This is a genomic window from Pseudomonas sp. NPDC089428, from assembly GCF_044749325.1.
GTDB lineage: Bacteria > Pseudomonadota > Gammaproteobacteria > Pseudomonadales > Pseudomonadaceae > Aquipseudomonas.
In genome coordinates this window covers 32,096-55,230 of the sequence record NZ_JBIVHT010000001.1, presented here as the reverse complement: position 1 = coordinate 55,230, position 23,135 = coordinate 32,096, and the positions used below count along the sequence as shown (strand labels likewise).

18 protein-coding genes are annotated in these 23,135 nt (G+C 64.2%); 8 read left to right on the top strand and 10 right to left on the bottom strand.

Features of this window, described 5'->3' with window-relative positions; genetic code table 11:
• The first annotated feature begins 98 nt into the window (after window positions 1–98).
• Together cinR and ACIPZ5_RS00235 are read left to right on the top strand one after the other, a co-directional pair.
• Window positions 99–779, top strand: a complete 681-nt coding sequence (cinR, locus tag ACIPZ5_RS00240) for a two-component system response regulator CinR (protein WP_313712009.1) — start codon at window positions 99–101, stop codon at window positions 777–779.
• Window positions 779–2,122 (top strand): heavy metal sensor histidine kinase, encoded by a 1,344-nt coding sequence (locus tag ACIPZ5_RS00235; protein ID WP_400805810.1) that lies wholly within the window; start codon window positions 779–781, stop codon window positions 2,120–2,122. The genes cinR and ACIPZ5_RS00235 overlap by 1 nt, the downstream gene beginning before the upstream one ends.
• A gap of 170 nt (window positions 2,123–2,292) precedes the next feature.
• On the opposite strand, the gene ACIPZ5_RS00230 is transcribed toward ACIPZ5_RS00235, so the two are convergent.
• Genes ACIPZ5_RS00230 through ACIPZ5_RS00220 form a run of 3 tightly spaced genes read right to left on the bottom strand, consistent with a single transcriptional unit; the run spans window position 2,293 to window position 5,535 of the window.
• Window positions 2,293–3,534: a lipoprotein-releasing ABC transporter permease subunit gene (locus tag ACIPZ5_RS00230; RefSeq protein ID WP_343597189.1), complete on the bottom strand. Its 1,242-nt coding sequence runs from the start codon at window positions 3,532–3,534 to the stop codon at window positions 2,293–2,295.
• Between the two features lie 59 nt (window positions 3,535–3,593).
• Window positions 3,594–4,277, bottom strand: a complete 684-nt coding sequence (gene lolD / locus ACIPZ5_RS00225) for a lipoprotein-releasing ABC transporter ATP-binding protein LolD (protein WP_176506135.1) — start codon at window positions 4,275–4,277, stop codon at window positions 3,594–3,596.
• A 7-nt stretch (window positions 4,278–4,284) separates the two neighbouring features.
• Window positions 4,285–5,535, bottom strand: coding sequence for a lipoprotein-releasing ABC transporter permease subunit (locus ACIPZ5_RS00220; protein ID WP_085674795.1), 1,251 nt, complete (start codon window positions 5,533–5,535; stop codon window positions 4,285–4,287).
• 93 nt (window positions 5,536–5,628) lie between these two features.
• Here ACIPZ5_RS00220 and ACIPZ5_RS00215 point away from each other — a divergent pair, with 93 nt between their 5' ends.
• Window positions 5,629–6,213 (top strand): PilZ domain-containing protein, encoded by a 585-nt coding sequence (locus ACIPZ5_RS00215; RefSeq protein WP_261940912.1) that lies wholly within the window; start codon window positions 5,629–5,631, stop codon window positions 6,211–6,213.
• Between the two features lie 30 nt (window positions 6,214–6,243).
• Window positions 6,244–6,960 (top strand): glycerophosphodiester phosphodiesterase, encoded by a 717-nt coding sequence (locus ACIPZ5_RS00210; protein ID WP_261940913.1) that lies wholly within the window; start codon window positions 6,244–6,246, stop codon window positions 6,958–6,960.
• A 48-nt stretch (window positions 6,961–7,008) separates the two neighbouring features.
• Here the strand turns inward: ACIPZ5_RS00210 and sthA are convergent, their stop codons facing one another.
• The 3 genes from sthA to ACIPZ5_RS00195 all read right to left on the bottom strand — a co-directional run bounded on the left by sthA (window position 7,009) and on the right by ACIPZ5_RS00195 (window position 11,265).
• A complete protein-coding gene (gene sthA / locus ACIPZ5_RS00205; RefSeq protein ID WP_261940914.1) occupies window positions 7,009–8,403 on the bottom strand; it encodes a Si-specific NAD(P)(+) transhydrogenase in 1,395 nt (464 codons plus the stop codon).
• 202 nt (window positions 8,404–8,605) lie between these two features.
• Window positions 8,606–9,577, bottom strand: coding sequence for an FAD:protein FMN transferase (locus tag ACIPZ5_RS00200; protein ID WP_400806674.1), 972 nt, complete (start codon window positions 9,575–9,577; stop codon window positions 8,606–8,608).
• A gap of 224 nt (window positions 9,578–9,801) precedes the next feature.
• On the bottom strand, window positions 9,802–11,265 hold the full coding sequence (locus ACIPZ5_RS00195; RefSeq protein ID WP_261940916.1) for a glyceraldehyde-3-phosphate dehydrogenase: 1,464 nt from the start codon (window positions 11,263–11,265) through the stop codon (window positions 9,802–9,804).
• 168 nt (window positions 11,266–11,433) lie between these two features.
• Between ACIPZ5_RS00195 and mfd the strand changes: the two genes are divergently transcribed.
• From mfd to ACIPZ5_RS00180, 3 genes are read left to right on the top strand one after another with little or no spacing between them, the layout of a single operon-like run.
• On the top strand, window positions 11,434–14,883 hold the full coding sequence (mfd, locus tag ACIPZ5_RS00190) for a transcription-repair coupling factor (protein ID WP_313712013.1): 3,450 nt from the start codon (window positions 11,434–11,436) through the stop codon (window positions 14,881–14,883).
• Window positions 14,884–14,892: 9 nt separating this feature from the next.
• On the top strand, window positions 14,893–15,465 hold the full coding sequence (locus tag ACIPZ5_RS00185) for a CsiV family protein (RefSeq protein ID WP_400805804.1): 573 nt from the start codon (window positions 14,893–14,895) through the stop codon (window positions 15,463–15,465).
• Window positions 15,466–15,469: 4 nt separating this feature from the next.
• Window positions 15,470–18,778: a DEAD/DEAH box helicase gene (locus ACIPZ5_RS00180; protein WP_343597173.1), complete on the top strand. Its 3,309-nt coding sequence runs from the start codon at window positions 15,470–15,472 to the stop codon at window positions 18,776–18,778.
• Between the two features lie 53 nt (window positions 18,779–18,831).
• Here ACIPZ5_RS00180 and nagZ (ACIPZ5_RS00175) read toward each other — a convergent pair whose 3' ends face one another.
• The 4 genes from nagZ (ACIPZ5_RS00175) to ACIPZ5_RS00160 form a co-directional block, all read right to left on the bottom strand.
• Window positions 18,832–19,842, bottom strand: a complete 1,011-nt coding sequence (gene nagZ / locus ACIPZ5_RS00175) for a beta-N-acetylhexosaminidase (protein ID WP_343597171.1) — start codon at window positions 19,840–19,842, stop codon at window positions 18,832–18,834.
• Window positions 19,843–20,014: 172 nt separating this feature from the next.
• On the bottom strand, window positions 20,015–21,013 hold the full coding sequence (nagZ, locus tag ACIPZ5_RS00170; RefSeq protein WP_400806671.1) for a beta-N-acetylhexosaminidase: 999 nt from the start codon (window positions 21,011–21,013) through the stop codon (window positions 20,015–20,017).
• A gap of 22 nt (window positions 21,014–21,035) precedes the next feature.
• Entirely contained in the window at window positions 21,036–21,560 is a 525-nt protein-coding gene (locus ACIPZ5_RS00165) for a L,D-transpeptidase family protein (protein WP_400805800.1), read from the bottom strand.
• Window positions 21,561–21,600: 40 nt separating this feature from the next.
• Window positions 21,601–22,308 carry a TetR/AcrR family transcriptional regulator gene (locus ACIPZ5_RS00160; protein WP_085674813.1) on the bottom strand — a complete coding sequence of 236 codons (708 nt, stop codon included), beginning with the start codon at window positions 22,306–22,308 and terminating at the stop codon, window positions 21,601–21,603.
• Window positions 22,309–22,520: 212 nt separating this feature from the next.
• On the opposite strand from ACIPZ5_RS00160, the gene lexA reads away from it, so the two are divergent.
• A complete protein-coding gene (gene lexA / locus ACIPZ5_RS00155) occupies window positions 22,521–23,129 on the top strand; it encodes a transcriptional repressor LexA (RefSeq protein WP_261940922.1) in 609 nt (202 codons plus the stop codon).
• Window positions 23,130–23,135: the final 6 nt, after the last annotated feature.

The window sequence follows — 23,135 nt, the reverse complement described above, 5'->3', positions numbered from 1 at the left end:
GTTAGTCACGTATCATTTCAGCCATCCCATCATCCCTGTGCGGCGGGTTCACCCGCTTCCACAAGGAACCGCGTCAACCCTCTGATTGTGGATTGAGCATGAAACTGCTGATCGTCGAAGACCAGGCCCGCACCGGCCAGTACCTGAGCCAGGGCCTGAGCGAAGCCGGCTTCGCCACCGAACTGGCCACCGACGGCGAGACCGGCCAGTACCTGGCCCTGACCGGCGACCACGACTTGCTGATCCTCGACGTGATGCTGCCCGGGCGTGACGGCTGGCAGATCCTGCAGGCCGTGCGCACTGCCGGGCTGGACACTCCGGTGCTGTTCCTGACCGCCCGCGACGCCGTCGAGGACCGGGTGCACGGCCTGGAACTGGGCGCCGACGATTACCTGGTCAAGCCGTTCGCCTTCTCCGAGCTGCTGGCCCGGGTGCGCAGCCTGCTGCGCCGCGGCACCAGCCCCAGCCAGGACACCACCCTGACCCTCGCCGACCTGCGCCTGGACCTGATCCGCCGCCGCGCCGAACGGGCCGGCACGCGCATCGACCTGACGGCCAAGGAGTTCGCCCTGCTCGAACTGCTGCTACGCCGCCAGGGCGAGGTGCTGCCCAAATCGCTGATCGCCTCGCAAGTGTGGGACATGAACTTCGACAGCGACACCAACGTCATCGAAGTGGCCGTGCGCCGCCTGCGCCTGAAGATCGACGACCCGCACCCCAACAAGCTGATCCATACCGTACGCGGCATGGGCTACGTGCTCGAAGAGCGCCACGACTGATGCGCAGGCTGTCCCTCGGCACGCGCCTGGCACTGCTGTTTGCCGCCTGCACCGCTGCCGTGTCGCTAGGCGCCGGGCTGCTGTTCAACCGTGCCAGTGAGCAGCATTTCGTCGAACTGGACCAGCAACTGCTGGAGTCGCGCCTTTCCCTGTTTCGCAGCCAGCTCGCCGGCCTGAAGCACCCCGACCAGTTGCAAGGCCGCTTGCCAGCCCTGCGCGACGAGCTCAGCCACCAGGCTGACCTGGCGCTGCGCATCGATGGCCCAGACGGTGCGCACTGGTTCGCCAGCCGCGACGGCCTGCCAGGCACGCCGTCGACACCCACGCTGACGACCCTGCACGCCGAGGGCGTCGATTACCGAAGCCTCACGGTCCCCCCGGACGATCAGACGTCTGCACAGCTGACGCTGTTTCTCGATATCACCCATCACCAGCACTTCCTGCAAGGCATGCAGCGCCTGATCTGGCTTACCGTCGGGCTATCGGCGCTGGCCACTGCCCTGCTTGGTGCCTGGGCCGCACGCAGTGGCCTGCGCCCCCTGCGCCAGATGGGCCAGGTGGCTGCCAGCGTGTCGGCACGCTCACTGACCACTCGCCTGCCGGTGGCGCAGATGCCGGAGGAGCTGGCCGAACTGGCCACCACGGTGAACGCCATGCTGCAACGCCTGGACGACGCCTTCCAACGCCTGTCGGCGTTCTCCGCCGACATCGCCCACGAACTGCGCACGCCGCTTTCCAACCTGCTGACCCACACCCAGGTCACCCTCACCCGCCCGCGCAGCCTGGAGGAGTACCGCGAGGCACTGCATGGCAACCTCGAGGAGCTGCAGTGGATGGCGCAGATGATCAACGACATGCTGTTCCTCGCCAAAGCAGACCACGGCCTGTTGGTACCGGGGCAGACGGCGCTGGCCCTGCACGAAGACGTGGATGCGCTGCTGGAGTACTACGCGCCGTTGGCCGAGGATAATGACGTGCAATTGCTGCGCGAGGGCGAGGCGATCGTGCAGGGTGACCGGCCTATGCTGCGACGGGCGCTGTCCAACCTGCTCGACAATGCCCTGCGCTTCACCCCGCCAGGCGGGCGAATACGGGTGACGCTGGAGCCGGGGTTGCGGATTTGCGTGGCCAATACCGGGGCGGCAATTGAACCGTCAGCGTTACCGCGCTTGTTCGATCGCTTCTACCGGGTCGACCCGGCGCGGCGGGAAGGCAGTAGCGAGCATGCGGGGCTGGGCTTGGCGATTACCCGGTCGATCATACAGGCCCATGGCGGGAGCATTAAGGCGCATTGCCAGGATGGCTGGACCCGTTTCGTGATCGAATTGCCTGAAGTCCGGTGACATGGGGGCTGCTTTGCAGCCCTTCGCGGGCAAGCCCGCTCCCACAGGGATCGCGCCAGATTCCAGAAATTGAGCAACACAGGTGCTCCCACAGGTATTGCACAGCCTTCAGGGCTTGTGCTGCCCCTTTAGGAACGGGCTTGCCCGCGAAAAGGCCCTGACAGGAGGACTCAGACCGCCAGGCCAATCGCCGGCTGCACCTGCGACGCCCGGTACGCCGGGTAGATGGTCGCCAGGAAGCTCATCACCAGCCCCGCCGCGCAGATCATCAGCACATCCCCGCCCTGCAGCTCGGACGGCAAGCTGCTGACGAAGTAAACATCCGAGGTGAAGATGTGTTGCCCGCTCACCCGCTCCAGCCAGCCGACGATCTGGCTGACATTGAGCGCGGCGATCACGCCGAGCACACCACCGATCAAGGTGCCGACAATACCGATCAGGCTGCCCTGGACCATGAACGTGCCCATGATCTGCGCCGGCGTGGCGCCCAGGGTACGCAGGATGGCAATGTCCGGCCCCTTGTCGTTCACCACCATCACCAGGGTGGCGATGATGTTGAAGGCCGCCACCGCGATGATCATCAGCAGCAACAGGCCGATCATGGTCTTTTCCATCTTCATCGCACTGAACAGGCTGCCCTGGGTGTGCGACCAGTCATCGGCGCGGTAGCCATCGCCCAAACCGGCAGCAATTGCCTTGGACACCTGCGGCGCGGCATACAGGTCGTGCAGTTTCAGGCGCACGCCCTGAACCTGGCCTGGCGCCCAGCGCTGCATTTCGCCGGCATCGGCCACGTGCATGTAGGCCTGCGAGCCATCCAGTTCGGCACCGACCTTGAAGATGCCGACCACGGTCAGGCGCTGCATGCGCGGGGTGATGCCACCGGGCTCCTTGCTGATTTCCGGCACGATCAGGGTCAGCTTGTCACCGGTGTTGAGGCGAAAGCGCCGCGCGGTCAGTTCGCCGATGACCACGCCGTACTCACCCGGCTGCAGGTCCTGCAGGCGGCCCTGGACGATATGCTGGCCGACGATGGAAACCTTGCTCTCCTCGGCCGGGTCGATGCCGCTGACCTGGATCGGCTGCATCGCGCCCTTGTACGAGAGCATGCCTTCCATCTCGGTGATCGGCGCTGCGGCCATCACCGCCGGGTTCTGCAACGCGGCATCGGCCGCCTTGTGCCAGTCGTCCAGCGGCTGCACGCCAAGGATCGAGGCATGCGGCACCAAGCCGAGAATGCGCGAACTCATCTCGCGCTGGAAGCCGTTCATCACCGACAGCACCACGATCATCGCCAGCACGCCCAGCGACAGGCCGATCATCGAGGTCATCGAAATGAACGAGATGAAGTGGTTGCGGCGCTTGGCCCGGGTGTAGCGCGCGCCGATGAAGATGGGCAAGGGTCTGAACATGTAGGAAACACCCAAATTAAACGGGAAAACGGGGCGGCGCTGCCACCCCGTGCACTCGGTCAGATCGCCACCAGGTGGCCATCGTCGAGCTTCAGCACGCGGTCCATCTGGCGCGCCAGGTTGAGGTCGTGGGTCACCACCAGGAAGGCGGTACGCGATGCGCTGGACAATTCCTGCATCAGCTCCTGGATACCCTGGGCGGTGTGGTGGTCGAGGTTGCCGGTCGGCTCGTCGAGCATCACCAGGCCCGGGCGATTGACCAGGGCGCGGGCGATTGCCACACGCTGGCGTTCACCGCCGGACAGTTCGGCCGGCTTGTGGTGCAGGCGATGGCCCAGGCCGACCCGCTTGAGCAGCGCCTCGGCACGCTCACGGGCTTCAGGGATGGCCGTGCGGCCGATCAACAGCGGCATGCACACGTTCTCCATGGCGGTGAACTCTGGCAGCAGGTGGTGGAACTGGTAGACGAAGCCCAACTCGCGGTTGCGCAGCAGGCCGCGGGCACGCTCGCCGAGGGCCGACAGCTCTTCGCCGGCCAGCCACACGCTGCCCTGGGTGGGCCGGTCGAGGCCGCCAAGCAGGTTGAGCAAGGTACTCTTGCCGGAGCCGGAGCTACCGACGATGGCCACGCGCTCACCGGCGTGCAGCTCCAGGTTGAGCCCGGACAGCACCTGCACCGACTCCGGGCCCTCGTCGTAGGACTTGCCCAGGTTGCGGCAACTCAGAACGGCTTTATCACTCATGCGCGACTCACTCATAACGTAGCGCCTCTGCAGGCTGGGTGCGGGCCGCACGCCAGGCCGGGTACAGGGTGGCGAAGAAACTCAGGACCAGCGCCGCACCGCAGACCATGTAGACGTCCTGGGCCTGGATCTGCGACGGCAGGTAATCGATGAAATACACATCGGCATTGAGGAACTTGTGCCCGATCAGCGTCTCGATGCCGGCGATCGCGGCGCTGACGTTCAGCGCCGCGACGATCCCGACCACGGCGCCGATCAGCGTGCCGATCACCCCGATCACCGTGCCCTGGACCATGAAGATGAGCATGATCTGCCCGGGCGTGGCGCCCAGGGTACGGAGGATGGCGATGTCACCGCGCTTGTCGTTGACCACCATCACCAGGGTGGAAATGATGTTGAACGCCGCCACCGCCACGATCAGCAGCAACAACAGGCCGATCATGGCCTTTTCCATGCGGATCGCCTGGTACAGGTTGCCGTGGGTACGGGTCCAGTCGCGGCTGTAGTATTCCTGGTCGCCCAGCTGCTGGGCGATGCTCCAGGCCACCCGTGGCGCCTGGAACAGGTCGTCGAACTTCAGGCGCAGGCCCTGTACCTGGTCCGGCTTCCAGCGGTGCAGGCGGGACAGGTCGGTGATGTTGGTCAGGCCCAGGTAGCCGTCGATCTCGCCGGCACCGACGTGGAAGGTGCCGACCACGGTGAAGCGTTTCATGCGCGGGAACATGCCGGCCGGGGTCACGCTGACCTCGGGAGCGACGAAGGTCAGCTTGTCGCCGATGGCCACGCCCAGCTTGGCCGCGGCCTTGTCGCCGATCATGATGCCCCACTCGCCTGGCGCCAGCTGGTCGAGGCTGCCTTGCTGGATGAAGTTGTCGATGATCGACACCTCGCGCTCACGCGCCGGGTCGATGCCGTTGAGCAACACCTTCTGCACCTTGCCGTCATGGGTCAGCAGGCCCTGCATCTGCGTGTACGGGGCGACCGCCAGCACCTGCGGATTCTGCTTTACTTGTTGGGCAAGGGCAGACCAGTCGTTGATCGGCTGGCCGCTCTCCAGCGTGGCGTGGGGGATCATGCCCAGCACGCGGGTACGCATCTCGTGGTCGAAACCGTTCATGACCGAGAGCACCACGATCATCACCACCACGCCCAGGGCGAGGCCGATCATCGAGGTCAGGGAAATGAACGAGACGAAGTGGTTACGGCGCTTGGCACGGGTGTAACGCGTACCGATGAATGCGAAAAGAGGTCTGAACATGTCGGGGCTTGTTCGGATGAAAGGGAACGTCCTTGTGGCGAGGCGCCTACGGCGGCTTTACACTCGGACCACCGCCGCAACCATGGGTTCGCCATGACGACATTAGACGAAGAAGATCGCCGCGAATACTACCGCATCGAAGATCGGATCGCACTGGAAATCAGCCCCCTCAGCGCGGCCGAAGCCCTTGAGGCAGAACTGTTGCAAGATGATTCGCCACTGTTCAACCTGCTCAGCGAGCTGCACCTGTCCGACTTCGAGTCACAGCACCTGCTGCGCCAGCTGAGCGATAAGGACCGCACCCTGGCAGCCTTCCTGCGGGCGCAGAACAAGCGCCTCGACCTGCTCAGTGCAGTGGTCGCGCAAACCCTGCTCGGTGAAATCGGCCAGCCACAGCGGGTGATCATTTCCGAAGGTGGCATCGAGTTCGCGCAACCTCGGCAGATCGCCCCCGGTACCCGGGTGAAGGTGAAGATGGTACTGATGCCGCGCGCCCACGGCCTGCTGCTGCGCGGCAAGGTCACCCACTGCGACCCGCGCCCGGGCGGCGATTACGAGGTCGGCACGGAATTCACCGACATGACCGATGCCCAACGGCAACTGCTGGCCCGCTACATCCTGCAGCGCCAACAGCAGCAACGGCGCCAGCAGCTGGAACAAGACGGCCCCGCCTCCTGAGCCCTATCACCCTGATTTGAAGGAACGAACGTGACCCTGATCTACGGCCATCGCGGCGCCAAGGGCGAAGCCCCCGAAAATACCCTGAAGAGTTTTCAGCAGTGCCTGTCCCACGGCGTCAACCGCTGCGAACTGGACCTGCACTTGTCGGCCGACAACGAGCTGATGGTGATCCACGACCCCACCCTCAAGCGCACCACCGGCCGCCGTGGCAAGGTGGTCGAGCACCCGGCCGCCGAACTGGTCAAGATCGATGCGCGCAAGGGCGGCCCTGGGCACGTGCAACCCTGCCCCATTCCGAAACTCGAAGAACTGTTCGAGAAGTGCGCCTTCGAGCATTGGCAGCTGGAGGTCAAGAGCGCCTCGCGCACCCGCGCCGCCACCACCGTACTGGCGATCCGCGAACTGGCGCAGCAGTACGGCCTGCTCGACAAGGTGACCATCACTTCGAGCTCACGCGAAGTGCTGGGTGCTGCCCTGGAGCTGGTACCGGATGTGAAACGCGGGCTGGTTGCCGAGTACGCCTGGCTCGACCCGCTGAAGGTCGCGCAGAACTATAGCTGCGAGCTGCTGGCGTTGAACTGGACGCTGTGCACCCCCGAGCGCCTGCTCAAAGCACAGGGTCAGGGCTTGCATGTGTCGGTGTGGACGGTCAACGAACCGGCACTGATGCGCCGGCTCGCTGACTTTGGCGTGGACAGCCTGATTACAGACTTTCCCGGTTTGGCCAAGACCACCCTCGGGTAGGGCTGAAATCGGTCTCCCCGACCGGCTCAGGCCACCGGCCGGAGCCGCTCAAAAAAGCCGGTTCAGGCCGTCGTAGGCAGCTACCCGATAGGCTTCGGCCATGGTCGGGTAGTTGAATGTGGTGTTGACGAAGTACTTCAGGTTGTTCTGCTCACCTGGCTGGTTCATCACCGCCTGGCCGATGTGCACAATCTCCGAAGCCTGATAGCCGAAGCAGTGCACCCCGAGCACTTCCAGGGTTTCACGGTGGAACAAGATCTTCAGCATGCCCTGCGGCTCACCCGCGATCTGCGCACGCGCCATGCTCTTGAAGAACGCCTTGCCCACTTCGTACGGCACCTTGGCCTGGGTCAGCTCCTGCTCGTTCTTGCCGATCGAGCTGATCTCCGGGATGGTGTAGATGCCGGTCGGCACGTCGTTGACGAAGCGCCAGCTGCCATTGTCGACGATGCTGCCAGCGGCCGAACGGCCTTGGTCGTGGGCAGCGCTGGCCAGGCTTGGCCAGCCGATCACGTCACCGGCACCGTAGATGTTCGGCACGCTCGTGCGGTAGGCCTCGTCGACCTCGATCTGGCCGCGGCTGTTGACCTTGATGCCGATGTTTTCCAGGCCCAGCTTGTCGGTATTGCCGGTACGGCCGTTGCACCACAGCAAGGCGTCGGCCTTGATCTTCTTGCCCGACTTCAGGTGCAGGATCACCCCGTTGTCCAGGCCCTCGACCCGCTCGTACTCCTCGTTGTGGCGTACGGTGATGTTGTTGTTGCTGAAGTGGTAGCTCAGCGCCTGGGAAATTTCCGAGTCCAGGAAGCTCAGCAGCTGGCCGCGGTTGTCGACCAGTTCCACCAGCACGCCAAGGCCACTGAAGATCGAGGCGTATTCGCAACCGATCACGCCGGCGCCATAGACGATCAGCTTGCGCGGGGTGTGGCTGAGGCTGAGGATGGTGTCGCTGTCGTAGACGCGTGGGTGGTGGAAGTCGATGTCGGCCGGGCGGTACGGGCGCGAGCCGGTGGCGATGATGATGTGCTTGGCGTTGAGCTTCTCGACCACGCCATTGGGGCAGACCACTTCGACGGTCTGCTCATCGGCGAAGCTGCCGGTACCGAAGAACACATCGACGCGGTTGCGGGCGTAATAGCCGGTACGCGAAGCGACCTGCTTGGCGATGACCCGCTCGGCACTCTTGAGCACGTCAGGGAACGAGAACCAGCGCGGCTCACCGATGGCACGGAACATCGGGTTGGTGTTGAACTGCATGATCTGCCGCACCGAGTGACGCAGCGCCTTGGACGGGATGGTGCCCAGGTGGGTGCAGTTGCCGCCGACCTGACGGCGGCTGTCGACCATTGCCACCTTGCGCCCCGCTTTGGCGGCGTTCATTGCCGCACCTTCACCGGCCGGGCCGGAACCCAGCACCACTACGTCGTAGTTGTAGACAGCCATGCGTACTCCTTCAGAACTGGCCCGGGGTTACGGTTACCCGCGGGACTCGATCATGCCGCCAGGGCGTCATGAGAAAATTCGGGTGCAGTCTAATCAAGCGTGAACGCCGCGCACATTAACCCTTGGTCGCGTCGTAGGCCAATTTTGCCTGCACTACATGTCATTTACCGATCCCTGGCGGCGATCATCCCTGCCAACGCTTTCAATCGCCTTTCACCGCCTGCTCGAATGCGGGGGTAGCTCGGGAGACGAAGCCACCTTCGGCCCGAGTCACCAAAACCGCAGCCAGATCATGGGCCACGGCGAAATCCCAGGCGCGCTCCGGCCCCAGGATCAGCAGCAGGGTCGAATAGCCATCGGCTTGAAGTGCCGAGCGATCGAGTACGGTGACCGCGGCCAGGTCGTGGTCGACCGGGCGCCCTAGGCGGGCATCGAAGGTGTGTGAATAGCGCCGGCCATTCTCCTCGAAATAGTGGCGATAGTCACCCGAGGTCGAAACCCCCAGGCCATTGACCGGGATGATCTGGCGGGCGACCTGGCGGTCCTCGCGCGGCAGCTCCAGAGCGATACGCCAAGGGCTTCCGTCTGGCTTGCGGCCCACGGCCTTGAGCTCGCCGGTGACTTCGGCGACGAAACGGCTCACACCCATGGCGCGCAGGCGCTCGGCGATCAGGTCGACAGCGTGGCCGGCAGCAATGCTGTTGAAGTCCAGTTGCACCGCGGCATCCTTGCACAGTGCCTGGCCATCGATGCGCAGGTGGCGGTAACCGACGCGCTGGCGGGCCTGGGCCAGGGCTTGCGGGTCAGGCACCTGCTCGTGGCGAGCCTGCGGGCCGAAACCCCAGAGGTCGAGCAGCGGCTCGACGGTGAGGTCGAAAGCGCCGTCGCTCAGTTCGGCCAGGTGCTGGCCAAGGGCGACCAGTTCGAGCATGTCAGGCGGCAAGACCATGCACTGGTTGGCAGGCAGCAGGTTGAACTGGCTGATGGTGGAATCGCCGCGATAGGTCGAGTAATGCTGGTCGATGTCGTTGAGGATGGTCTCGACCGCCGCCTGGACCTGGCCCGGTGCCGGGCCGCCAGGCTCGCGGACGTACTGGATACTGTAGCTGCTGCCCATGGTCGGGCCGCCCAGGCGCTCCAGGGTCGGGCCCTGGTTGCAGGCGGTCAGGAGCATCAGCAGGATTGAGAGAAGTGCACGCAATATCGAGGTCTCGATCGTCTGTACCGGCCTTTTCGCGGGCAAGCCCGCTCCCACAGGGATATCACAAGCCTTGAAACCAGTGATATCCCTGTGGGAGCGGGCTTGGCCGCGAAAAGGCCGGTACAACGACAACAAATGCCAGGCAAAAAAAAACGGGAACCCGAAGGTTCCCGTTTTTTCATGCGCTTACAAGCGGATCAGCGTGGAAACGCTGGCGGGTTCACACCCGACATCTCTTCCATCACGCGAACCACCTGGCAGCTGTAACCGAATTCGTTGTCGTACCAGACGTACAGGACAACGCGGTTGTCGTTGGCGATGGTCGCCTCGGCATCCACCACACCGGCGTGACGCGAACCGACGAAGTCGGTCGAAACCACTTCCTGCGAGCTGACGTAGTCGATCTGCTTGTGCAGTTCCGAGTGCATGGCGGTCTGGCGCAGGTACTCGTTGATCTCGTCGCGGGTGGTCGGCTTCTCGAGGTTCAGGTTGAGAATGGCCATCGAAACGTTCGGCGTCGGAACGCGAATGGCGTTGCCGGTCAGCTTGCCTTTCAGCACTGGCAGTGCCTTGGCGGCAGCGGTGGCGGCGCCGGTTTCGGTGATGACCATGTTCAGCGGCGCGGCACGGCCACGGCGGCTGCCCTTGTGGAAGTTGTCGATCAGGTTCTGGTCGTTGGTGAACGAGTGAACGGTTTCGACGTGGCCGTTGACGATGCCGTACTGGTCGTTGATGGCCTTGAGCACCGGCACGATGGCGTTGGTGGTGCAGGAGGCTGCCGAGATGATCTTGTCATCGGCAGTGATGTCACCGTGGTTGATGCCATGCACGATGTTCTTCAGCGCGCCCTTGCCAGGTGCGGTGAGGATCACGCGGGCAGCGCCTGGGCAGGCCAGGTGCTGGCCCAGGCCGTCGGCGTCACGCCATACGCCGGTGTTGTCGACGATCAGCGCGTTTTCGATGCCGTACTGGGTGTAGTCGACTTCGCTCGGGCTCTTGGCGTAGATGATCTGGATCAGGTTGCCGTTGGCGGTGAGGGTGTTGTTGGCTTCGTCGATGGTGATGGTGCCATCGAACGGGCCATGCACCGAGTCACGGCGCAGCAGGCTGGCACGCTTGACCAGGTCGTTCTCGGCGCCTTTGCGCACGACGATTGCACGCAGGCGCAGGCCGTCGCCACCACCGGTCTTCTCGATCAGGATGCGCGCCAGCAGGCGGCCGATGCGGCCGAAGCCGTACAGGACGACGTCGGTACCCTTGCGGGCCGAAGCGTTCTGCTGGCCAACCACGTCGGCCAGTTCTTCACGGACGAACTGCTCGGCAGTGCGGCCGTTGCCTTCCTGCTTGAACTTGTTGGCCAGCTTGCCCAGGTCGACCGAAGCGGCGCCCAGTTTCAGCTCGCTCATGGCCTTGAGCAGGGGGAATGTCTCGTGTACGGACAGTTCGGTCTCGTCAGTTTGACGGTGACGCGCAAAGCGGTGGGCTTTGAGGATCGAGATAACCGAACGGTTGATCAGGCTACGGCCATAAATCGAGCTCACCACATTGTTGTTGCGGTAGAGCTGACCGATAAGCGGGATCATCGCTTCAGCCAGAGCTTCACGATCGATCCACTCACCAAGACACTGGTCGGGCTTCTGAGTCACGGGAACCTTCCACATGTAGGGACAGAAAAAAGGGGCTACATTATGACGCCCCTGCGCGTAACCGGCAATGAGCGCCTGTCGCCGATGGCAAAGCCCGCTGTTCATGGCCTGTCGAGCCTGACAGCAGGCACTGTCACCGGTACAATCGATCTCTTTGCCGCAACGCTTGGAGTGCAATCTCCCGTGTCAGTTCTGCGCCTACCGCAAATGTCGGCCACGGCCGGCAAACAAACCTGGGGCAACCTGCCCGGTGCCGCCCTTAGCCTGGCCATCGCCGAGGCTGCCAGCAGCGCGGGCCGCTTCACCCTGCTGCTGACCGCCGACAGCCAGGCCGCCGATCGTCTGGAGCAAGAGCTTCGCTTCTTTGCCCCGGACCTGCCGGTGCTGCCGTTCCCCGATTGGGAAACCCTGCCCTACGACCTGTTCTCGCCGCACCAGGACATCATTTCCCAGCGCATCGCCAGCCTCTACCGGCTGCCGGAGCTGAGCCACGGCATTCTGGTCGTGCCGATCACCACTGCCCTGCACCGCCTGGCCCCGACCCGCTTCCTGCTCGGCAGCAGCCTGGTGCTGGACGTGGGCCAGACCATCGACGTCGAGCAGATGCGCACGCGCCTGGAAGCCACTGGCTACCGCTGCGTCGACACGGTCTACGAGCATGGTGAATTCGCCGTGCGTGGCGCACTGATCGACCTGTTCCCGATGGGCAGCAAGCTGCCTTATCGCATCGACCTGTTCGATGACGAGATCGAAACCCTGCGCACCTTCGATCCGGAGACCCAGCGTTCGATCGACAAGGTCGACTCGATCCGCCTGCTGCCGGCGCGCGAGTTCCCCATGCAGAAGGAAGAGGTGACCCGCTTCAAGGCGCGTTTCCGCGAGCGTTTCGATGTCGACTTCCGCCGTAGCGCGATCTTCCAGGACCTGGCCAGCGGCATCATCCCTGCCGGCATCGAGTACTACCTGCCGCTGTTCTTCGAAGAAACCTCGACCCTGTTCGACTACCTGCCCGCCGACACCCAGGTGTTCTCGCTGCCGGGCGTCGAGCAAGCGGCCGAGCATTTCTGGAACGACGTGCGCGGGCGCTATGAAGAGCGCCGCGGCGACCTGACCCGCCCGCTGCTGCCGCCGGCCGAGCTGTTCCTGCCCGTCGAAGACTGCTTCGCCCAGCTCAAGCAGTGGCCACGGGTGGTGGTCAGCGCCGACGACATCGAAGCCGGCGCCGGCCGCGAGCGCTTCCCCGCGCGCGCCCTGCCCAACCTGGCCATCGAGGCCAAGGCCAACCAGCCGCTGGCGGCGCTGGCCGAATTCCTCGACCAGTTCAGCGGCCGCGTGCTGTTCACCGCCGAATCGGCGGGCCGCCGCGAAGTGCTGCTGGAACTGCTCGAACGCCTCAAGCTGCGCCCGCAGACGGTCGACAGCTGGGCCGATTTCATTACCGGCCGCGAGCGCCTGGCAATCACCATCGCCCCGCTGGACGACGGCCTGTTGCTGGAAGACCCGGCCGTCGCCCTGGTCGCCGAGAGCCCACTGTTCGGCCAGCGCGTGATGCAGCGCCGGCGCCGCGAAAAACGCGGCGAGGCAGCCAACGACGCGGTCATCAAGAACCTCACCGAGCTGCGCGAAGGCGCACCGGTGGTGCACATCGACCATGGTGTGGGCCGCTACCTGGGCCTGGCCACCTTGGAAATCGACGGCCAGGCCGCCGAATTCCTCACCCTGGAATACGCCGAGGGCGCCAAGCTGTATGTGCCGGTAGCCAACCTGCACCTGATCGCCCGCTACACCGGCAGCGATGACGCCCTGGCGCCGCTGCACCGCCTGGGCTCCGAAGCCTGGCAGAAAGCCAAGCGCAAAGCCGCCGAGCAGGTCCGCGACGTGGCTGCCGAGCTGCTCGACATCTATGCCCGTCGCGCCGCGCGCAAGGGCTATGCGTTTGCCGACCCGGCCGCCGACTACGCCACGTTCAGCGCGGGCTTCCCGTTCGAGGAAACCCCCGACCAGCAAGCGGCCATCGAGGCGGTGCGGGTCGACATGCTGGCGCCCAAGCCGATGGACCGCCTGGTCTGCGGCGACGTAGGCTTCGGCAAGACCGAAGTGGCCATGCGCGCAGCCTTCATCGCCGTGCACAGCGGCCGCCAGGTGGCGGTGCTGGTGCCGACCACCCTGCTCGCCCAGCAGCACTACAACAGCTTCCGCGACCGCTTTGCCGAATGGCCGGTAAAGGTCGAGGTGATGAGTCGCTTCAAGTCGGCCAAGGAAGTGGCCGCCGCCGCCGCCGACCTTGCCGAAGGCAAGATCGACATCCTCATCGGCACCCACAAGCTGCTGCAGGACGACGTGCGCTTCAAGGACCTGGGCCTGGCGATCATCGACGAGGAACACCGCTTCGGCGTGCGCCAGAAAGAGCAGCTGAAGGCCCTGCGCAGCGAAGTGGACATCCTCACCCTGACCGCCACGCCGATTCCGCGCACGCTGAACATGGCCGTGGCGGGCATGCGCGACCTGTCGATCATCGCCACCCCGCCAGCGCGACGCCTGTCGGTGCGCACCTTCGTCATGGAGCAGAACAAGAGCACGGTCAAGGAGGCGCTGCTGCGTGAGCTGTTGCGCGGCGGCCAGGTGTACTACCTGCACAACGACGTGAAGACCATCGAGAAGTGCGCGGCCGAACTGGCCGAACTGGTCCCGGAAGCGCGTATCGGCATCGGCCACGGGCAGATGCGCGAGCGCGAACTGGAACAGGTGATGAGCGACTTCTACCACAAGCGCTTCAACGTGCTGATCGCCTCGACCATCATCGAGACCGGCATCGACGTGCCGAGCGCCAACACCATCGTCATCGAGCGCGCCGACAAGTTCGGCCTGGCCCAGCTGCACCAGCTGCGCGGCCGTGTTGGCCGCAGCCACCACCAGGCCTACGCCTACCTGCTGACCCCGCAGCGGCAGAAGATCAGCGCCGACGCCGAAAAGCGCCTGGAAGCCATCGCCAACACCCAGGACCTCGGGGCCGGCTTCGTGCTGGCCACCAACGACCTGGAAATCCGCGGCGCCGGCGAGCTGCTTGGCGAAGGCCAGAGCGGTCAGATCCAGGCGGTGGGTTTCACCCTTTACATGGAAATGCTCGAACGCGCGGTCAAGGCCATCCGCAAGGGCACCCAACCGAACCTCGAGCAGCCGCTGGGCGGTGGCCCTGAGATCAACCTGCGCCTGCCGGCGCTGATCCCCGAGGACTACCTGCCCGATGTGCATGCCCGCCTGATCCTCTACAAGCGCATCGCCTCGGCGGCCGACGAAGAAGGCCTCAAGGACCTGCAAGTGGAGATGATCGACCGCTTCGGCCTGCTGCCCGAGCCGACCAAGAACCTGATGCGCCTGACCCAGCTCAAGCTGCAGGCGGAAACGCTCGGCATCAAGAAAGTCGACGCCGGCCCCAATGGCGGCAAGCTTGAATTCGAGGCCGAGACCCCGGTCGACCCGCTGACCCTGATCAAGCTGATCCAGGGCCAGCCCAAACGCTACAAGTTCGAAGGCGCAACACAGTTCCGTTTCCTGGTCCCGATGGAACGCCCCGAAGAACGCTTCAATACCCTGGAGGCGCTGTTCGAGCGCCTGACCCCACAGCCTGCCTAAGGAAGATCCATGCGTAGCATCCGTTGCCTGACCCTGCTGCTCGCGCTGTTCGCGCCAGCCGCCTTCGCCGAAGGCATGTATCAGGTAGAAATGATTCTGGTGCGGCAGAACAGCGTGCCCGCCTTCACCAGCCAATATGCGCCTGAAAACTGGAGCGCCGGTGCCCCGCGCCTGGACCAGAATGCCGAACGCCCGTTGGCACTGCAGGACGAGGTTACCCGCCTGGAAGCAACCCCGAGCTACACCGTGCTGCTGCACAAGGCCTGGCAGCAGCCAGTCGACGCCGAAGGCAGCCGCATCGCCCTGGGCGACGGCAAGGAACAGTTCGGCCACTTCCCGATCGAAGGCAACCTGAGCATCACCCCGGGCCGCTTCATTGCCGTCACGGCCAATTTCTGGGTCAACCAGCTCGACGGCAATGGCAACGTGCTGCAAAGCGAGCAGTTCAATCAGGAAAACAAGAACATGAAAGGCGGCCAGCTGACCTTCCTCGATGGCGGCCACCTGGCGCTGCTGCTGAAGGTCACTCCACCTGGCACACCGAAGATGCCAGCGATGGACCCGGAGATGATGGAGCAGTGACACCATGAGCCGCGACGCTCTGCAGCTGCTGCGCGAGTACCCGAACTGGACCCAGTCGTTCACCGAGCCGGTCCTGCAGCGCGGCGAGCGTTACGCCCGGGAAGACCGGGTAGAGATCGAACGCTGCACTGGCGCGCTCATTGAAGCCAGCTGTCGCGGCAGCGAGGGCAGCCCTTATCGGCAGAAGATCACCCTCACCGCCCTGGCTGGCCGCTGCCATGTACGCGGCCAGTGCAGCTGCCCGGTGGGGCAAAATTGCAAGCATTGCGCCGCCGTGCTGTTCGTCTTGAGCGAGCCGCAGGCAACGGCGAAAAATAGCGGTGACGCACTGCCGGCCGACCTGCAGCGCTGGCTCAAAGGCCTTGAGCAGCCCGCCCAGGAGCCCGCCGACACCCACGACAAACGCGGGCGCATGGTCTGCTACCAGCTCAGGCTGACCGATGAACCCGGCTGTGCGCTGCGGGTACGCAAAGGCATACGTGACGAGCAGGGCCTGCGCTATAGCCGCGTGCAGTCACTCTACGAATTCCTTTACGAACCCCCGCGCTTCGTCAAGGAAGAAGACATCCGCATCCTGCGCCTGCTTTCGGCACTGAACCAGGCCGGTGGCCAGGACCGCGGCTACCCGCTCAAAGGCCGGGAAGGCGGCGAACTGTTCCAGCGCGCGCTGGATACCGGTCGCATGCTCTGTGACGAAAACAAGCCCCTGCTGCGCGAAGGCGCTGCGCTTGCGGCCGAATTCCGCTGGGTGCGGCTGGATAATGGTCACTATCGCGGCATCTGGTATCACGGCGAAACACCGCTGAACTGCGTGATTGCGCTACTGCCACTTTATTACTTCGATTTCACCCGCAGCGAGGTGGGCAAGATCGAACACAGCCTTGATCCGCACATTGCCCTGCAACTGACCATCGCTCCTGACGTTCCGGAACACCTCGTCGTGCCTCTCAGCCACAAGCTCAACGCCTTGAACCACCAACTCCCTACGCCGACCACGCTGGACGAACAGCTCATCGACGACCTGCAGCCCAGGCCGCACCTGACCCTCGGCAGCCTCGAATTCAGTGCCTACATGCCCAAGACCGGCCGCATGCAACGGCAGATGCAGCACCGCGCCGCGCTGGCGTTCGACTACGACGGCCTGCGCGCCAGCGGCAGCGACGACAAGCCACTGACCCGCCTGATCGGCACCACCAGCCAGCGCATCCGCCGCCAGCCCCAGGTCGAGCAGGCGCTGCGCAAGGTGCTGCGCGACTTCGGCTTCAAGCCCGCCACCCGGCAGAGCAAGGCCCTGCCCGACAGTGCTGGCGAGATGCTCCAGCTGCCCGACGACGAGGCCTGGCTGCGCTTCGCCCGCGACGGCCTGCCACGCTTGCGCGAGGCCGGCTGGGAGATCGACATCCACCGCGACTTCGCCTTCAACCTGCAGGAGGTGGACGATTGGTACGCCAGCATCGACGAAGCACCTGGGCATGAATGGTTCGACCTGGAGCTGGGCATCGTGGTCGAGGGCCAGCGCCACAGCCTGCTGCCGATCGTGCTGCAACTGCTGCGCAGCAACCCTGAGCTGTTGCGCCCCAGCGAGCTGGCACGGCGCAGCGACGACGAACACCTGCTGATCGACCTCAACCGCGGCCGCCTGGACAGCCCGGCGCTGCGCGTCGCCCTGCCCTACGGCCGCATCAAGGCGGTGATGGGCACCCTCGGCGAGCTGTACCTGCACGAGGATACGCCCGGCCCGGCCCTGCGCATGGACCGTGCCGACGCCGCACGCCTGAACGACATCGAACACCTGCCGCTGCAGTGGGAGGGTGGCGCCCATGTGCGCGACCTCGGCCGGCGCCTGCGCGATGCCCGCGACCTGCAGGTCGAAGTGCCTAGCGGGCTCAACGCCACCCTGCGCCCCTACCAGCAACAAGGTCTGAACTGGCTGCAGGCGCTGCGCGAAATGGGCACCGGCGGCATCCTTGGCGATGACATGGGCCTGGGCAAGACGCTGCAGGCCCTGGCCCACCTGCTGCTGGAGAAACAGTCCGGGCGCCTGACCGCCCCGGCACTGGCGGTGATGCCCACCAGCCTGGTGCCCAACTGGCTCGACGAAGCCCAACGCTTCGCCCCCGGCCTGCGCGTGCTGGCCCTGCACGGCCCGGGCCGCAGCAAGCACTTTGCCAAGCTGGATGAATACGACCTGGTGCTCAGCACCTATGCCCTGGTACCACGCGACCTGGAACACCTGCGCGCGCAAACCTGGCATGTGCTGGTGCTGGACGAGGCGCAGAACATCAAGAGCAGCACCAGCAAGGCCGCCCTCGCCGTCTGCGAGCTGCAAGCCAACCAGCGCCTGTGCCTGACCGGCACGCCGATGGAAAACAACCTGGGCGAGCTGTGGTCGATCTTCCACTTCCTCATGCCCGGCTGGCTGGGTGACGTGAAACGCTTCAACCAGGATTACCGCACCCCCATCGAGCGCCACGGCGACGTCGAGCGCCTGGCCCACCTGGTCAGCCGGGTGCGCCCGTTCCTGCTGCGCCGCACCAAGGAACAGGTGGCTACCGAGCTACCGGCCAAGACCGAAATGGTGCACTGGGTCGAACTCAGCGATGCCCAGCGCGACACCTATGAAGCGGTGCGCGTGGCCATGGACAAGAAGGTCCGCGACGAGATCGCCCGCAATGGCGCGGCACGCAGCCAGATCGTGATCCTCGACGCCCTGCTCAAGTTGCGCCAGGTGTGTTGCGACCTGCGCCTGGTCAAAGGGGTCGAAACCAAGGGCAACCAGGCTGACAAGGGCAAGCTTGGCGCGCTGCTGGACATGCTCGAAGAGCTCCTCAGCGAGGGGCGCCGGGTGCTGCTGTTCTCGCAGTTCACCTCGATGCTGGCACTGATCGAGCAGGAGCTGGAAAAGCGCAAGATCCGCTACAGCCTGCTCACCGGCGACACGCGCGATCGACGCACGCCGGTACAGCAGTTCCAGCAGGGTGACAGCGAAGTGTTCCTGATCAGCCTGAAGGCTGGGGGTGTTGGGCTGAACCTGACTGCGGCAGATACCGTGATCCACTTCGACCCGTGGTGGAACCCGGCCAGCGAGAACCAGGCGACCGACCGCGCCTACCGAATTGGCCAGGACAAGCCGGTGTTCGTGTTCAAGCTGATTACCCGAGGGACGGTGGAAGAGAAGATCCAGGCGCTGCAACAGGAGAAGGCAGCGCTGGCGGCGAGCCTGCTCGATGGCGGGCAGGCAGGGCAGTGGCGGCTGGGGGATGAGGAGATCGACGCGCTGTTTGCGCCACTGCCGGGCAAGCGAGGCCGCTAAACAGCTTCTGTACCGGCCTCTGCCCGGCGGTCGAAGCAAAGAGGCCGGCGCAATCAAGCGACCAGCTGCGCCTCCCTTAACGCCCCGAGCGCCTCCAGCCACCGCGGCTGCTGGCGATAATCGGTTCGTGCAAAGCTGAAGCCGCGCATCCGGGCAAGGCGCGGCGATGGTTTGACCTGCATGCGCTGCGCCGCCTCAAGCGCGAGCTCTGCCGAAGCACGGTCATTGCATACCAGCGCCACATCACACCCCGCACGGAACGCCGACTCAACGCGATCAGCAATGTCGCCAACCCCGCTAGCGCCTGCCATGGACAGGTCATCAGTGAAGATCAGCCCGTCGAAACCAAGCTCCCCCCTGAGAATCTCTTGAAGCCAACGCTTCGAAAACCCAGCCGGTTTATTGTCGACTTTTGAATAGATGATGTGCGCAGGCATCATCGCCGACAGCTGCGATGATAATCGGGAGAATGGTACCAAGTCCGCCTTGCGCAGTTCCTCAAGACTGCGAGTGTCCGTCGGGATAGCCACATGCGAGTCAGCCTCAACCCAGCCATGCCCTGGGAAATGCTTGCCGCATGCGGCCATGCCCGCAGCATTCATCCCACGGATAAATGCACCCGCCAGCAACGCGACACGCTCAGGATCACTGCCAAAGGCGCGCTCTCCGATGACAGCATTGCGCCCATGATCCAGGTCAAGCACGGGGGCGAAACTAATGTCTATACCAATGGCTAACACTTCGGTCGCCATCAACCAACCACAATGCTCGGCCAACCGCTCGGCATTGTCGCTCCTGGCTATTTGCCCCATGGACGGCAACCTCACCAACCCTTCGCGGATACGCTGCACCCGCCCCCCCTCCTGATCGACTGCGATGATCAGGTCCGGGCGAATGGCTCGCACCGATTGGCACAAATCACGCACCTGGCGCGGGTGCGCGATGTTACGAGCAAAAATGATCAAGCCTGCAACTTCGGGCTGAAGCAGCAGCCGTCGGTCCTCAGGTGTCAGCCGTTTGCCTTCGATGTCAACCATCAAAGCACCCTGCATACAAACCGTCATGACAAAAACCTCAATTGGGAAAGCAGATACCCATTACGGGCAAGCACAGACATCTGTGCGTTGCCCAAGTCTCTAGGGCATAACCTGGAAGGAGGTATAGCGCAGCAGTTCCCGATGCCCCCAACCTCCCCACCTCAATCAAGCAGTTTTGCCAGTGAGTCTGCAGCGCGCGTCAATCGATCAGTTGTGCGTCCCTCAACGCACCCAAGGCATGCAGCCAACGCGGCTGCTGGCGGTAGTCAGTGCGCGCAAAACCCTGACCACGCATGCTTGCGACCCTTGGCGAGGGCCTGACCTTAAGGCGCTGTACCGCACTCAAGGCCAGTTCCGCGGCCGCCCGGTCGTTGCACACCAGCCCCATATCACAGCCCGCACTCAACGCGGCTTCGATGCGGTTGGCTGCATCACCGACAACATGTGCCCCGGCCATCGACAAATCGTCGCTGAAGATCACACCCTCGAAACCCAACTCGCCGCGCAGAATATCTTGCAGCCAGCGCCGCGAAAAACCAGCCGGCTGGTTGTCGACCTGTGGGTAGATGACATGCGCCGGCATTACCGCCGCCAGTTGCCCGCTCAGGCGGGAGAATGGCAACAGGTCCGCCTGGCGCAGCTGGTCGAGGCTGCGCTCGTCTGTTGGAATCGCCACATGCGAATCCGCCTCGGCCCAGCCATGCCCAGGGAAGTGCTTGCCACAAGCCGCCATGCCCGCTGCATTCATGCCCCGGATAAAGGCCCCGGCCAGCTGCGTGGCGCGCTGCGGGTCGCCTTCGAAGGCACGGCTGCCAACCACCGCACTGCGCTGGTGATCGAGGTCGAGCACCGGGGCAAAGCTGAGGTCCAGGCCGACCGCCAGCACTTCGGTTGCCATCAGCCAGCCGCACTGCTCGGCCAGGTACTCGGCATTGGCATTGTCAGCGATGGCGCGCATCGCTGGCAGGCGTACGAAGCCCTGGCGCAGGCGCTGCACCCGCCCGCCTTCCTGGTCGACCGCAAGGATCAGGTCGGGGCGAATGGCGCGGATCGAGGCGCACAGTTCACGCACCTGGCGCGGGCTGTCGATGTTGCGGGCAAAGATGATCAGGCCGGCCACTTCCGGCTGGCGCAGGAGCTGGCGATCCTCGGCAGTCAGCCATTTACCGGCGATATCCACCATCAGGGAGCCTTGCAGGCTGGCGGTCATAGGCAATCCTTCATTGCAGATTCAGTGAAGCCCACTGGGGGCAGGCAGCCTCGTCGATGCGCACCGGGCAATGTGCCGGCACACACTCGAACAGGCCAAGCAGATCGGTGTTGTGCAAACGTATGCAGCCATGGGACAGCGGCGCGCCCAAGGGTTCCGTGTCAGGCGTGCCGTGCAGATAGATATAGCGGCGAAAAGTGTCAACGCTACCCAGGCGATTGATGCCCGGCTCGCAGCCGCTGAGCCAGAGGATGCGGGTCAGGATCCAGTCTCGCCCGGGATGCTGCGCGTGCAGCGCCGGCGACCAGATCTCGCCCGTCCAGCGTCGCCCTTGCAGCACGGCATTGACTGGCAAGCCTGCGCCGATCCGCGCGCGCACCTGGTGGAGCCCGCGTGGCGTGCAACCCGAACCGTTGCGCTCACCTGCGCCATTGCGCGCGGTGGATACTGCAAGACGCACGCGCAGCTGCCCTTGGGCAAAGCCGTAGAGGCGCTGGTCGGCGAGGGAGATGTGCAGGAAATCGAGGTCAGGCATGGGCGCTAGCTTAGCCGAAGCGCCCTGCCCCGCCCAGCCTTCAGGCCTTGACGGTAGCGCTGCCGGTCTTGCTGCGTGGGCGCAACTGGGCGCTGGCCATGGCGTTGTCGGTGACGCCAGTGTCGGCCCGCATGCCGGCAGCCAGGAACGGCACCATCAGGCGCATGACCTGCTCGATCGAGGTGTTGATGCCGAAATCGGTCTCGGCAATGGCGCGCAGCGCCTTGATCCCGGACATGCTGAACGCCGCAGCGCCGAGCATGAAGTGCACGCGCCAGAACAGCTCAAGTGGTGGAATGCGCGGTGCGGCTTCGTTGACCAGCAACATGTAGCGCCGGAACACCTTGCCGTACATGTCCTCGAGATAGCGCCGCAGGTGGCCCTGGCTCTGGCTGAAGGCCAGGCCCAGCAGGCGCATGAAGATCGACAGGTCGTTGTTGCTGCGCGGCTGCACGGCCAACGCCTGCTCCACCAGCATTTCCAGCAGCTCTTCAAGGCTGGGTTTCTGCTCTGGCTTGGCCTGACGCCGCTCCAGCTCGCGCTCGAGGCTGGCGCAGAACGGCCCGAGGAAGCGCGAGAAGACCGCCTGGATCAGGGCCTTTTTCGAACCGAAATGATAGTTGACCGCTGCGAGGTTGACCCCGGCCTTGCTGGTGATCAGCCGTAACGAGGTTTCCGCAAAGCCTCTTTCCGCGAACAGCTGCTCGGCAGCATCGAGAATGCGTTCAACGGTTTCAGATTGGGCCATTACTACTCCGCCAGACAGAGACAAACAGGTGTTTGAAACATACGTTTCAGACCTGCATCTGTCAAGACTCGGTGACTGGGCGGTCGCCATTTAAAAGCGCCAGGATGCAGGCTGCAAGCGTCATCCTGGGTATTTCCTGCTGCTTTGTGCTTGCAGCGCATCCAGTACTGTATATAATTCCAGTCACTGTATAAAAAGACAGAGCGCCTGCCATGTTGAAACTGACGCCACGCCAAGCCGAGATCCTGGCTTTCATCAAACGCTGCCTCGAAGACAACGGCTTCCCACCGACGCGTGCGGAAATCGCTCAGGAACTGGGCTTCAAGTCGCCGAACGCCGCCGAGGAGCACCTCAAGGCCCTCGCCCGTAAAGGCGCCATCGAAATGACCCCGGGCGCTTCCCGTGGCATCCGTATTCCTGGCTTTGAAGCCAAGGCCGAAGAAAACGGCTTGCCGATCATTGGCCGGGTCGCCGCAGGCGCACCGATCCTCGCCGAGCAGCACATCGAGCAATCCTGCAACATCAACCCGACCTTCTTCCACCCCCGCGCCGACTATTTGTTGCGCGTGCACGGCATGAGCATGAAGGACGTCGGTATCTTCGACGGCGACCTGCTGGCAGTGCACACCTGCCGTGAGGCCCGTAATGGCCAGATCGTCGTCGCCCGCATCGGCGACGAAGTGACCGTCAAGCGCTTCAAGCGTGAAGGCAGCAAGGTCTGGCTAATCGCTGAAAACCCCGAGTTCGCCCCCATCGAAGTCGACCTGAAAGAACAGGAACTGGTGATCGAGGGTTTGAGTGTCGGCGTCATTCGCCGCTGATCCAGG